We start from the raw sequence: 12,782 nt of genomic DNA, 5'->3' as shown, positions 1-12,782 counted from the left end.
GACCGATGAGTGGGCCGAGGGCCGCCGCTACCTCGGACTCGAGGTCCTCACCCGTTGCCGGCTCACCCCCGCGGCCCGCACCGGAAGCGAGGTGATCCCCGACCCCCTGACCGCCCTCACTGCCTGACCCCTACGAAAGATCGCTACACCACTTCTCGGGGCTTGACCGGGTGACGGACCAAACCGTGCGGATCGCAGCCGCCCGAAAGCGGGTGTGATTGATTCAGAAAAATGACTCAACGACCTCGAATGACACGGTGTTCTGAAGCACTCAGATGAGGAAAGGTGAGCCTTGCCTTACTCACATTTCAGGCGCACAATAAATGCGCCCGGAACATCCGCCGACATGATTCGGCGGGGAGGAGTGACCCGGGTCCACCAGGAAAAGGGGGCACGGCCATGAGGACCGCGCGCAAAACCGCTGTCGCGGCAACCGGCACGACACTGTGTGACATGAAGCCGGGTGATTCCCAACGGGTCGACTCAGTGCTGCAAGCCGCGGACCCTACCGTGCGTCGTCGCCTCGAGGCCCTGGGCTTCCGCCCCGACGAAGAGGTCACGTGCGTGCGACGCGCCCCCATGGGGTGCCCGATCCTGTTCCGCGTTTGCGGCGCGGACATCTGCCTGCGCAAGGAACAAGCGCGCATGATCACGGTGGCCGGTTCCGCGGCGGCGAGTGATCGACCCGAACTCGCCCGGTCGGCGTCGTGACCTGTCATGCCCCCGAGGGACGTGGGAACACCGTGTCCCTGGAAGCCACCGAGGTGGCCCTGATCGGCTGCCCCAACACCGGCAAGTCCTCCCTGTTCAACCGGCTCACCGGCCTGACCGCCGCCACGGGTAACTACCCCGGCGTGACCGTCACGCGCTCGCGAGGTGTGGCCGCCACCCCCGCCGGCAGGATCACGCTCACCGACCTCCCCGGGACGTACTCGCTCGAACCCGCGAGCCCGGACGAGCAAGTGGTCCTGGACCACCTCACGGGAGCCCTCGAATCCGACGAGGCCCCCGGTGCCTTGCTCGTGGTGCTGGACGCCACGACCATGCACCGCGCCCTGGGGCTGTGCGCGGAGGCGCTCGCGCTGGGTCGGCCCACCGCGGTGGTGCTGACCATGATCGACGAGTTGCGCAGCCGCGGCGGAGACATTGACACCTCCGCGCTCTCCCGTGCGCTCGGTGTGCCCGTGGTGGAGACCGTGGCGCACAAGGGCCGGGGCATCGACGACGTCCGGGAGCTGCTGGGCCGTGCCGCCCAGTGGCCCGTGGCGCTCGTCCCGCCGCCCACGGGCGACCAGGCCCAGCTGAGCGCATGGATTCGCTCCGTGCTGGACTCTGCCAACTACAGGCCACCGCACGAGTCGCGGGCCACCACGGGGATCGACCGCGTCCTGCTGCACCCCGTGTGGGGAACGCTGGTCTTCTTCGGCGTGATGTTCGGGTTCTTCCAGGTCATCTTCACCGTGGCCGCCCCCATTCAGGATGCGATCCAGGGCGTCTTCGATTCCCTGGGTGCGGCGGCATCCGAGAACCTGGGATCGGGGTTCTTCGCGGACTTCGTGGGTACCGCCCTGATCGGCGGTGTGGGCGGGGTGCTGGTGTTCCTGCCCCAGATTTTCTTCCTCTACCTCATGATCTCGATCCTGGAATCGGTGGGATACATGTCCCGCGCGGCATTCCTGATGGACAAGATCATGGCGCGCAGCGGGCTGGACGGCCGCGCATTCGTGGCCATGCTCTCGTCCATGGCGTGCGCGGTCCCCGGGATCATGGCCACGCGGACCATGCCGTCCTCGCGTGACCGGATCGCGACCATCATGTCCGCTCCACTCATGACGTGTTCGGCCCGGCTGCCCGTGTACCTGTTGTTGATCTCCATGGTGGTCCCGGCGGACGCCAGCTGGGGTCCCGTGGGTCTGCAGGGCGCCGCGCTGTTCGGCATGTACCTCCTGGGTGGTCTGGCGTCCCTGGTGGTGGCCCGGATCTTCAAGGCCACGGTGCTGCGGCGCGGAGCCCTCCCGTTCTACCTGGAGATGCCCCCGTACCGCGTCCCCACCCTGCGCGGTCTGTTGCGCGCGGTGTGGACGCCGGTGAACATGTTCATCCGCAAGGTGGGCACCATCATCCTGGTGGTTACGGCGGTGCTGTGGGTCCTGATGAGCTTCCCGGCCCGCGAGGCGGGGACCGCTCACATGGACGAGGCCCAGGCACAGTCGTACGTCATGGAGAACTCGTGGGCCGGCAGCGCGGGCAAGGCCGTGGAGCCCGTCTTCGAGCCACTCGGGTTCGACTGGCGCGTGGACATCGGCCTGATCGGCTCGTTCGCGGCGCGTGAGGTGTTCGTCTCGACCATGGGTCAGGTGGCCGCCGCGGAGGATCCGGAGGATCCCGGGGTAGCCCTGCAATCCATGACCTACACGCACGGTCCGCGCGAGGGTGAGCGGGTGTTCACCGCACCGACGGTCGTGGCGCTTTTGCTGTTCTTCGCGTTCGCCATGCAGTGCGTGTCCACACTGGCCACGATGCGCCGTGAGACCAACTCGTGGAAGTGGCCCGCCGTGGCCATCCTGTACATGTTCGTGCTGGCGTACTCCGCGGCGTGGCTCGGCCACACAGTGACGGCGTGGGTGGTGGGGTCGTGAGCATCATGACCGAGCCCGTACTCATGCACCCGGAGGCCACCTCGGATCCGCGGGTGTTGCGGTGGGTGCTCACCGGGCGCAGCGATTCCCTGGCTCACGCGACGGCGGAGCCGGACGGCCCGCTGCAGCGTCTTGTGGTTCACGGAACCTTGCGGCGCGCGACTGGCGGGACCGGGTGGATCGACACCGAGTTGGGCGCGGGGCGCGAATGGCGCAACATCGCGGCCGAGGTGCGCGACGCCGTCGGCGAATGTGCCGCCCACGCCGCGCCGCACATGGTAAGCGATGCCGACCTGCGGGAACTCGCCCAGGAAGTGCTCGAACGGGAGATCGCACCGTTGGCCGGGGCGCACGGTGGCCGGATCGAGATCGTGGGCGTGGAGGGCCACACGGTCACGGTGAGTCTGGAGGGCGCGTGCCACGGTTGCCCCGCCGCGAAGGTCACGCTACAGAACAGGTTCCAGCGTTCTCTGGCCCGCAGGATCCCGGATGCCACGGTGGTCGAGGACTCACGCTCGGCGGCCCGCACCACCGTGCGTCCCGCCGGGCCGCTGCGGCTGCCCTTCCCCCGGTGGCGCAAGGGCTGACCCGCCCGTTCGCGGTTCGGCCCCGGTTGGTGGGGCCCGCGGTGAAAGCGGTGAACTTCCCGCCCGTGGGGTCGCCGACTGCTGGTGAGCTCGCTGGCTTCGGGGCGGAACTCAGCCGTACTTCTCTGGGTCCTTCCGGCGCAGGTTCTCCCGCGCCACCGCGGTGAGGTTCTCGAGTGGCAGCCCCGCCGGGCAGACCTCCGTGCAATCGCCCAGAAGGGAGCACGGGCCGAACTCGTGCTCGGCGGCGTCGAGCACCTTGCTCGAGCGCTCGTCGCGTTCCTCGGGCGTCTTGGCGAGCGGCGGCAGTTCCTTGAGCAGCGTGCCCACGTAGAGCTGGCCCGAGCCGTTGGGGCACGCGGCCACGCACGCGCCGCAACTGATGCACCCAGCGGTGTTCAATGCCTTCATCGCGACCGGGAACTTGGCCTCCTTGGCCACGCGCCGCAGGGCCTTCTTGTCCACGGACAGGTCCTTCTTGACCGGGAACGCTCCCGCGCGCAGGGGCTCGATGAAGATCTCGTCCCCGTCCCGGTAGGCCCTGAGCGACTGAGTGCACGAGGCCCGGTTCTTCTCCGGCCCGTGGGCCACGCCGTCCACGGTCACGCCGCACTTGCCGCAGATGCCCTCGCGACAGCCGTCGTCGAAGCTCACCGGCTCTGCACCCTGGCGCTCGAGCGTCTCGTTGACGGCATCGAGCAATTCGAGCACGCTCATCTCTTCGCGGGCCTGCACGGGGTGGACGGTCTCGAAGCCACCGGGCTCGTCCTCGCCCGCCTGGCGCCACACGTGAACGGTCAACAGCATCAGCGCACCACCTTGGTCAGTACGGCCACGGGAATGCTCACGTTCCCCAGGGCGACGCCGCCGCCCACGGCCTTAGCGATCGTGTCCACCTGTCGTACCCGTCGCGCGGTTCCGGTCACCCCGGTGTCCATCGCGGCGGTCCGCAAGCCGTGGATCATGTGTCCGGCGAGCGCGGCCATCGAGGCCGTATAGAACACCGCCACGGACGGCCGGGACAGGCTCGCCACCAGGTTGCCGAACGCGTCACCGTGGGTGTGATCCACGGACGCGGCCGGACGGGCACCCGCCGTCAGGTCCAGCACGTGGTACACCGTGAACAGTCCGAGCACCGCGCCCGTGGAGCGCATCGAGCGGGCGATGATCCGGGGGACGGAGCGGCGTCGGCCCCGGGGGCGCTGACGTGGCGCGTGGCTATCTGAGCGGCTGGCCAGGAAAGCGCCGTTGAACGCCGCTTTCCGGTACCGTTGCGTCCCGCTCGGGGGAGGCGCGAGGGGGAAGCCACCCCGCAGCACCTTCTGCGCGGCGGCGCCCACCCGCCACGTGATGGGCCGGAGCGCATCCGCCACCGCGCGGCCCTCGGCGCTCATGGCCCGCAGCGTGAGCTCGGTTCCGGCCAACACATGGGTCGCAGCACTTCCGATCAACCCGATACGCACCACCCACAGCACGGAGTTGCGGGGCAGCACCGGCGCGCCCACCGTGCGAATGAACTCGGCGTACTCGTTGTAGTGGTCCCGGCCTAGGTAGACCTGCATGTTCCCGGCCATGTGCCCCACAGTGAACACGCTCAACACGGTGCCAGAGGCGGCCATGGCGAGCTTGAGGTCGGAGCTGTGGGTGTCCCCGAACATACGCTGCCAGGCATCGCCGGCCACGGCAGCAATCCCGGCAGTGACGGACGCGTCCGCGGGGGCGGTGGCCGTGCGGGTAGTGCCGGTGACGGGTCGCTCGGTCGAGGGCTGCGCGGCGGAATTCATCACTGAGCCATCTTAGAAGTTCCTTCGGGGCATAACAGTTCGCGGGGTCACACGCGGTCATGCCCGCAGATCAGGAAGAAGCCTGGGTGGTGGTCATCCGCAGTTGGTGGCGTGGGTTCCCCGGTCGGCTCCTTCGTGCGGATGTTCACCTCCCGATAAGTGACTCACGTGTGCCGTGCGGGCGCTTCCGCGCCGGCCGGGACCGCCACAGATGGATCAGCAGCGCGGCACCCCAGACCAGGAACAGTGGATCCCACAACCATGCGTGACCGATCATGGCTAGTCGCTCGTATCCGGTGGCCGGGCGGATGAGCCCGATGAGCACGGCATTGCTGATCACCGTGTTGGTCCCGCCGTAGACCACCAGGACCACGGCACCCACCCAACTTATGGCCCGCCAGAACCGCCGCCAGGGCACCCTGCCATAGGCTTCCGCCACTGGGATGACGGCTGCCATGAGCTTGAAAAGCGAAACCATGCCCAGCCCCAGCCCGACGGCCAGGGGTGCCTCGTAGGACAGCCGTACCGTCCACTGCCCCACGGTGTCCAGCAACCAGTGCCCGCCCAAAGCCCAGTAGAGGCTGAATCCGGCATGCACGACCCCGGCCGCACACGCCAACCAGACCCAGCCGCGACCGCCGTGGGATCGGGGCAACAAGCTCATGTGGTCAAGCTAAGCACGCCCTGCCAAGACCTCCGCGATCGCGTTTAGCGCTTCCTCGTTCTGCAGCGAGGAACGGTCGCCCAGCTGCTCGCCCTCGTAGAGCTGGGTCAGCAGGCGGCGCGTGATCTTCCCCGAACGGGTCTTGGGCAGATCCGGAACCACGATGACCTCGCGCGGTTTGGCGATCGGGCCGATCTCCCGGGCCACGTGCGCGCGCAGCTCCTCGCGGACCTCGTCCGCGGACAGCGATTGCGCATCCGCCGTGAGCACCACGCACGCCAAAATAGCGTGGCCCGTTACCGCGTCGCGGATCGGGGTGGCCCCGGCCTCCACTACGTGGGGGTGGGTCACCAGGGCGGATTCGATCTCGATCGTCGACAACCGGTGCCCGCTCACGTTGATCACGTCGTCCACCCGCCCCAGGATGTAGAGGTCGCCCTCGTCATCGGTGCGTGCGCCGTCGCCGGCCCGGAACCAACCGCGCTCGCCGTAGGCCGCCCAGTAGGAAGACAGGTAGCGCTGCGGATCGCCCCATACCGTGCGGGCCATGGACGGGCCGATCTTGTCGATCACGGCGTAACCCTGCAGGTTGGGGCCCACTTCCTCACCGGCCTCGTCCAGTACCCGCACAGATACGCCGGGGACCGCACGCGTAGCGCAACCGGGCTTGGGAGAGGTGTGCGCTGCAGCCTCGTCGAACGTGCCGGGACGGGCGAACTGCGGATCGTGCGGGCGCGGGGACGCGACGCACGAGCCCGTCTCGGACTGCCACCACGTGTCCACGAAGGGCACCTCGTCGCGGCCTACCTGGGCGCGCAACCAGCGCCACGCCTCCGGGTTGATGGACTCGCCCACGGAGCCGAGCAACCGGATCGAGGAGAGGTTGTAGACCGGGGGCAGCCCCTTGGGGAACGCGCCCATGAGCGAGCGGATCAGGGTGGGTGCCGTGTAGTAGTTGGTCACGCCGTAGCGCTCGATGATCTCAAAGTGGCGACCGTAATCCGGGGTGTTGGGCGTGCCCTCGTAGATCACCTGGGACACGCCGTTGACCAGCGGGCCGTAGATCTCGTAGGTGTGCGCGGTGACCCACGCGAGGTCCGCGGTGCACCAGTGCACGGTGGAGTCCACCTTGGCGGGGTCGTTCACGGCGGACAGCTCCTCCGGGCGCAGCACCCCGGACGCGTCGGGCACGTCCGGGAGCAGGTCGAACAGCAGGGCGTGGGTGTATGCCGTCTGCACCATGTATCCGCCCATCGTGTGGACCAGGCCCTTGGGCCTCCCCGTGGTGCCGGACGTGTAGATGATGAACAGGGGCGTCTCCGCGTCGAACGCCTCGGGCTCGTGGACGTCCGAGACGCCCGCGGTGAGCTCGTGCCACCACACGTCACGCCCGGGGGTCCACGGCACGAGTTCCTCGTCCTTGGAATGCAGGCCCCGGGTGCCGCGCGGCAGATCGGTGCGCCCGGGCCGGGACGTGCGGCGCACCACGATCACGTGCTCGATGCTGTTCTCACCGCTGCAGGCCTCGTCCGCATTGGTCTTCACGGGGACGACGGCGCCGCGCCGGTTCTGCCCGTCCGTGGTCACCAGGACCTTGGCTCCGGTGTCCTCGACTCGGAACTTGAGGGCTTCTGCGGAGAACCCGCCGAACACGAGCGAGTGGATCGCCCCGATGCGCGCGCACGCGAGCGTGATGATCACGGTCTCCGGGATGACCGGGAGGTAGATGACCACGCGGTCGCCCTTCTCCACGCCCAGTTCGAGCAGGGCGTTGGCGGCCCTGGACACCTCACGCTGCAGGTCCGCGTAGGTATAGACCAGGCGGTCCCCGGGTTCACCCTCGAAGTACAGGGCCACGTGCTGACCACGCCCGGCTGCCACATGGCGGTCCACGCAGTTGTACGAGACGTTGAGTTTCCCGCCTTCGAACCACGCGATCTCGGGCACGGTGTAAGTGGGGTTGCCGTCGTGGTCCTCACCCGTGCGCTGCGGCTTCTCGAACCGGTGAGCCGTGTGCCACGGCTGCGCCCAGTCCAGCCGCCCGGCCTGCTCGACCCAGAACTGCACCCGGGCGTCGTCGGAGATCAACGCCGGGTTCGGTGTGGGGTGAGCGGGGTCTGAGTACGAGTGCGTACCGGTCACGAGTCCTCCTGTGATGTCGATCCGAACGGTCGGTGTCTGTAACGGCCGGGCCCCCGGTCGAACGACCGGGCCGCGGTGGAACGGCGGGCGCCGGCGGGAACCGGGCGGGTTGTCACCTGGTTCCGGCCACGCTCCAGCGCTGCTGCGTCCACCGCTCGAAGATGCCGAGCAGGGCGTCCGTGAGCTTGCCCAGCACGGCCAGCAACACGATCGCGAGCAGCAACCGGTCCGTGCGGCCGTTGTTCTGCGAATCGGTGAGCAGGAATCCCAGGCCCATGGAGGAGCCCAATAGTTCCGCGGCCACCAGGAACAACCACGCCTGGGCCAGGGCCAGGCGCAGCCCGGAGATCACGGAGGGCAGCACCGCGGGCAACTGCACGGTGGTGAAGAGCTTGACCCCGCGCAGCCCGAAGGACCGTGCGGCTTCGATCAGGTGCCGGTCCACGTGGCGCAGCGCGGCGGACACCGTGGTGTACACCGGGAAGAAGGCGCCGATCGCCACCAGGGTCACCTTGGAGTTCTCCCCGATCCCGATCCACAGCAACAGCAGCGGTACCCACGCGAGGGACGGCACGGCGCGCAGCGCGCCGATCGTGGGCGAGCCGATGGCCCGCGCCCACGGGGAGAGCCCCAGCAACGCGCCGAGCAACAGCCCGAGCCCACTGCCGATCAGGAAGCCCACGATCACGCGCTGCGTGGAGATCCCCACGTGCAACCACAGGTCACCGCTGCGCAGCAGCTCCCATCCCGCGGCGAGCACCGCGGACGGGCGCGGCAACTGCACGGGGGAGAAGGTCCCGTTCGTGGAGAGGGTGTGCCACGCGAGCACCAGCAGCACGGGCAGGACGATCCCGATCAGCCCCAGGGCCCAAGGATTGCGCAGCGCGCTGGGACGCGTGCGGGAATCCGCCGCGGCAGGGGTGTCTGATGGGGGTGCGACGTCGCCGGGTGCCACCGCGCCCGTCTCGTGGCGTCCGTTGTCGTCGGACAGTGTGGCCACCGCAGTGACGCCAGCTGCTTCGGAGGACGCGCCGTCCGAGGACCGCGGTGCGGCGGAGGAGGTGTCGTGAGTGCTCATGAGGACTGCTTCCCTTCGATCACCTGGGCCACGGCGGCCGCATCGGCGTGTTGTGCGTAGTGCTGCTCCACGATGTTCGCGAGCGCCTCGTCCACGTCCTGCTGCGAGGAGACGTCCCCGGATTCCACCAGGATGGGCCCGACCCGCTCGAGCACCGCGAGCTGTTCGGGGCCCGGAACGGGGTCGATGTCCAGGTGGGTGCGCTGCCAGACCCGCCGGGCGGTGTCGCGATCGATGCTCGCGCCTTCCGCGAGGGTCGCGATCCCCTCCTCCGGGTGCTGCAGCGCCCACTGCCGCGCGTAGGCGTACGTGTTCACCACGTCCTGCGCACCCGTGGGATTCAGCTGCAGGAACACCTCCCTCGCGTTGAGGAACCCGTACGTGTTGAACTCCAACTGCCGGTGGAACAGCACGTCCCCCGCCTTCTCCGCGGCGGCCATCACGGGGTCCAGTCCGGACCATGCGGCCACCTGACCGGTGTCCAGCGCGGTGCGCCCGTCCGCGTGCTGCAGGTTCACCACGGTGACGTCCTGTGCGCTCATGCCCGCCGCGCCGAGGGACTGCAGGAGGAAGAAGTACGGATCCGTGCCCTTCGTCGCGGCCACGGACGTGCCCGCGAGGTCCGCCACGGTGCGCACGGGGGAGTCCGGGGTGCGCACGAGCGCGGACCACTCGGGCTGTGAGAACAGGTCGATCGTCCTGATCGGCGAGCGGTTGGCACGTGCGAGCAGTGCGGCGGAACCTGCCGTGGAGCCCACGTCCACGACCCCGGCGCGTAGCGACTCGTTGGCCTTGTTGGAACCGGCCGAGTACACCCACGTCACGGTCTGGCCGTGGGCGCCGGCGACCTTCTCGAGCCAGCCCTTGGCCTTGATGATCAGGGACAGCGGGTTGTAGGTCGCGTAGTCCAGGTAGATCTCGTGCGCGGAACCGCCGGCCACACCGCGGCCCGGACCTTCGCCCTCCATGACGCATCCGCTCAGGGGCAGCGCCAGCGCGGACAGGCCGAGTGCCTGCAGTGCGCGGCGTCGGGACAACTGCGCCATGCGCTCAGCGCTCCACGCCGAGCAGGGCCAACAGGTGGGCGCGCAGTGCGGTGATCTCACTGTCCTCGCGGGAGCGCGGGCGGGCCAGCTCGGGGGAGATGATCTCGGCGATGGTCGCGGGGCCCGTGGCCGTTTCCCGCGCGAGCACCACCACGTGATCGGAGAGCACCAGGGCTTCCTCGACGTCGTGGGTGACCATGAGCACGGTCGTGGGATCGGCGCGGTGCACGTCCAGCAGCAGATCCTGCATCCTGATCCGGGACAGGGCGTCCAGGGCCCCGAAGGGCTCGTCCAACAGCAGGACCCGCGGGTTCCGTGCCAGGGCCCGGGCGAGGGATGCGCGCTGTGCCATGCCCCCGGAGATCTCCGAGGGACGGTGATTCGCGTGGTGGGACAGGCCGACGAGCTCCAACAGCTGCGCCACCCGCCGCTTCCCCTCCTGGGCGGGAGTCCCGTGGGGCAGACCCAGTGCCACGTTGCGCGCCACGCTGCGCCACGGCAGCAACCGCGGTTCCTGGAAGCCGACGGCGCAGCGCGGGTCGATCTCGCGCACCACCGAGTCGTCGATCCGGACTTCGCCCTCGCTCGCCGTGCCGAGCCCGGCCACGGCGCGTAGCAGGGTGGACTTGCCGCACCCCGAGGGGCCCAGGACGGAGACGATCTCGCCCGGACGCACCGTGAAGGTCACGTCCCTCAGGACCTCGTGGACATGCGCTCCGTGGTGTGCGGGGAAGGACTTGCCGACCCGGTCGAAGGTGACCGCCGCGGCGTCGACGGCAGATTCCGGGCGCGTGAGGACATGGCTCAATTCATCAACTCCATCGTTCCTGGCATTAGCACCTTGCCCGCGTGGGGCTGGTTGCTGCGACGTCAACGAGCCAGGTCTCTCAGCCGCTCCGGATGGGAACCCCACCATTGAACGGGCCGGGAGCCCGCGGGTGCAAATCGTGTGACGCGCCGGGGCGTCGTCGTGACGTGCCGTAACCCCAGGTGTTTCCGAGGACCGGGGATCCCCGTTAGGATCGATGTCACAACGATCACGAGTGCCGACGTTCAGCCCTGGCTTGTCGGACGGCAACCCTCTCCCGTAGCGGGGTGCCCCAGGTGAGGATCGGGCCGCATGACACACCGCATGCGGCAAGTACGGCGCCACACAAGCGCGCTGGACCCGCAAGGTAGGCCGCCGTAGGTGGTGCACGGGGCGCGGGTCGTGTTCCTGCTGAGGGGCTGACCGAGATGAGCAAACGGATTTCCGTCAACGCGTTCGACATGACCTGCGTGGATCACCAGAGCTTCGGGTTGTGGCGCCACCCGCGGTCCCGGGCCACCGAGTACAACACCATCGAGTACTGGACGGAGCTGGCCAAGCTGCTGGAGCGGGGCAAGTTCGACGCACTGTTCCTCGCGGACGTGGTGGGCATCTACGACATCTACAAGAACTCCGCGGCTCCGGCCGTGCGTGACGGGGCCCAGGTCCCGGTCAACGACCCGTTCATGCAGGTCTCGGCCATGGCCGCCGTGACCGAGCACCTGGGCTTCGGCGTGACGAGCGCGGTGACCTACGAGCAGCCCTACACCCTGGCCCGCAAGTACGCCACACTGGATCACCTCACCAAGGGCCGCGTGGGATTCAACGTGGTGACCTCCTACCTTCCGTCCGCTGCGGAGAACCAGGGCCTGCCGCGCCAGATCGAGCACGATACGCGTTACGAGATCGCGGAGGAGTTCCTGGACGTGTGCTACAAGCTCTGGGAGGGCTCGTGGGAGGAGGACGCCGTGGTTCAGAACCGTGAGACGGGTGTCTACGCGGATCCCACCAAGGTCCATCCCATCCGGCACAGCGGGGAGCACTTCACGGTTCCCGGAGCGGGGCTCACGGCACCGTCCCCGCAGCGCACACCGCTGATCTTCCAGGCCGGCGCGTCCTCGCGCGGGCAGGCGTTCGCGGGTAAGCATGCGGAAGCCGTGTTCATCGGCGGGTTGCGCCCGGACCTCACACGTTTCGTGACTGACAAGATCCGCGACCGGGCTCAGGCCGAGGGCCGCAGCCGTGACGACGTCAAGATCTACGCGATGCTCTCCGTGGTCGTCGCGGACACGGACGAGCAGGCCCAGGAGAAGTACCGCGATTACCTGCAATACGTGGACCTGGAGGCCTCCCAGGCGATCATCGGTGGGTGGTCCGGCGTGGACCTGTCCCAGTTCGACGAGGACGAGGCCCTGAACTACATCAAGACCGACTCCATCCAGTCCTTCCTGACCCCGTTCACGCTGCAGTCCAAGGACAAGCAGTGGACGCGCGAGGAGATCGCCAAGCACTGCGCCCTGGGCGGGATGGGTGCCGTGCTCGTGGGCTCCGCACAGACCGTCGCGGATCAGCTCGAGACCTGGGTGGACGAGGGCGGCCTGGACGGCATCAACCTGGCCTACCACGTGAGCCCCGGTTCCTTCGAGGACTTCGTCGAGTACGTGGTCCCCGAGTTGCAGAAGCGCGGGCGCTACCGCACCGAGTACGAGGGCACCACCCTGCGCGAGTCCCTCTACGGCGGCGGCCAGCCGCGGGTCAAGGACACCCACCCCGCCGCGAAGTACCGCGGCGCGTTCGTGGGCAAGCCCTCCGTCGCGGACACGCCGTCCCGCGAGCTGGTGGGCTGACACCTCCCTCCAACGACGACGCCGCTCGCGCCCGGTCCCGCAGGCCCGGCAGGGCGGCGTCGTCGACCCCGGTCACCGTGACCGCCCCATCCCTGGCGATGCGGAAGAGAGCGACCCCGTCACGACCTTGTGTCAGCTGACGACGACCAGGATTCCCCACTGGGTCCTGCCCTGCGGCGGAGCACCT

Annotated in this window: 11 protein-coding genes and 2 riboswitches; of the genes, 4 read left to right on the top strand and 7 right to left on the bottom strand. The window is 68.8% G+C overall.

The window, feature by feature from the left end; genetic code table 11:
* Positions 1 to 453 precede the first annotated feature (453 nt).
* Genes RF650_RS12870 through RF650_RS12860 form a run of 3 tightly spaced genes read left to right on the top strand, consistent with a single transcriptional unit; the run spans position 454 to position 3,226 of the window.
* Entirely contained in the window at positions 454 to 711 is a 258-nt protein-coding gene (locus RF650_RS12870; RefSeq protein WP_312797511.1) for a FeoA family protein, read from the top strand.
* A 32-nt stretch (positions 712 to 743) separates the two neighbouring features.
* Positions 744 to 2,639 carry a ferrous iron transporter B gene (locus tag RF650_RS12865; protein WP_368815117.1) on the top strand — a complete coding sequence of 632 codons (1,896 nt, stop codon included), beginning with the start codon at positions 744 to 746 and terminating at the stop codon, positions 2,637 to 2,639.
* Positions 2,640 to 2,644: 5 nt separating this feature from the next.
* The gene (locus RF650_RS12860) at positions 2,645 to 3,226 is read left to right on the top strand and encodes a NifU family protein (RefSeq protein ID WP_368815119.1); all 582 of its coding nucleotides are present in this window, start codon (positions 2,645 to 2,647) and stop codon (positions 3,224 to 3,226) included.
* Between the two features lie 111 nt (positions 3,227 to 3,337).
* Here RF650_RS12860 and RF650_RS12855 read toward each other — a convergent pair whose 3' ends face one another.
* The 7 genes from RF650_RS12855 to RF650_RS12825 all read right to left on the bottom strand — a co-directional run bounded on the left by RF650_RS12855 (position 3,338) and on the right by RF650_RS12825 (position 10,748).
* On the bottom strand, positions 3,338 to 4,033 hold the full coding sequence (locus tag RF650_RS12855) for a succinate dehydrogenase/fumarate reductase iron-sulfur subunit (protein WP_144932449.1): 696 nt from the start codon (positions 4,031 to 4,033) through the stop codon (positions 3,338 to 3,340).
* The gene (locus RF650_RS12850) at positions 4,033 to 5,010 is read right to left on the bottom strand and encodes a succinate dehydrogenase cytochrome b subunit (protein WP_368815118.1); all 978 of its coding nucleotides are present in this window, start codon (positions 5,008 to 5,010) and stop codon (positions 4,033 to 4,035) included. The genes RF650_RS12855 and RF650_RS12850 overlap by 1 nt, the downstream gene beginning before the upstream one ends.
* A gap of 145 nt (positions 5,011 to 5,155) precedes the next feature.
* Positions 5,156 to 5,674, bottom strand: coding sequence for a DUF3995 domain-containing protein (locus RF650_RS12845; RefSeq protein ID WP_368815116.1), 519 nt, complete (start codon positions 5,672 to 5,674; stop codon positions 5,156 to 5,158).
* Positions 5,675 to 5,683: 9 nt separating this feature from the next.
* Positions 5,684 to 7,816: an AMP-binding protein gene (locus tag RF650_RS12840; protein WP_368815115.1), complete on the bottom strand. Its 2,133-nt coding sequence runs from the start codon at positions 7,814 to 7,816 to the stop codon at positions 5,684 to 5,686.
* A 112-nt stretch (positions 7,817 to 7,928) separates the two neighbouring features.
* The gene (locus RF650_RS12835; RefSeq protein ID WP_368815114.1) at positions 7,929 to 8,894 is read right to left on the bottom strand and encodes an ABC transporter permease; all 966 of its coding nucleotides are present in this window, start codon (positions 8,892 to 8,894) and stop codon (positions 7,929 to 7,931) included.
* On the bottom strand, positions 8,891 to 9,940 hold the full coding sequence (locus RF650_RS12830; protein ID WP_368815113.1) for an aliphatic sulfonate ABC transporter substrate-binding protein: 1,050 nt from the start codon (positions 9,938 to 9,940) through the stop codon (positions 8,891 to 8,893). Before RF650_RS12830 ends, RF650_RS12835 begins: the two co-directional genes overlap by 4 nt.
* Positions 9,941 to 9,944: 4 nt before the next feature.
* On the bottom strand, positions 9,945 to 10,748 hold the full coding sequence (locus RF650_RS12825) for an ABC transporter ATP-binding protein (RefSeq protein WP_368815112.1): 804 nt from the start codon (positions 10,746 to 10,748) through the stop codon (positions 9,945 to 9,947).
* A gap of 7 nt (positions 10,749 to 10,755) precedes the next feature.
* Positions 10,756 to 10,847: riboswitch (SAM riboswitch) on the bottom strand.
* A gap of 128 nt (positions 10,848 to 10,975) precedes the next feature.
* A riboswitch (SAM riboswitch) is annotated at positions 10,976 to 11,090 on the top strand.
* A gap of 77 nt (positions 11,091 to 11,167) precedes the next feature.
* Between RF650_RS12825 and RF650_RS12820 the strand changes: the two genes are divergently transcribed.
* Positions 11,168 to 12,595: an LLM class flavin-dependent oxidoreductase gene (locus tag RF650_RS12820; protein ID WP_239317862.1), complete on the top strand. Its 1,428-nt coding sequence runs from the start codon at positions 11,168 to 11,170 to the stop codon at positions 12,593 to 12,595.
* Positions 12,596 to 12,782: the final 187 nt, after the last annotated feature.

This window comes from Kocuria sp. CPCC 205297 (assembly GCF_040981035.1).
GTDB classification, from domain to species: Bacteria; Actinomycetota; Actinomycetes; order Actinomycetales; family Micrococcaceae; genus Kocuria; species Kocuria marina.
The sequence above is the reverse complement of the archived record's forward strand: the minus strand, read 5'-3'. Positions and strand labels throughout refer to the sequence as shown.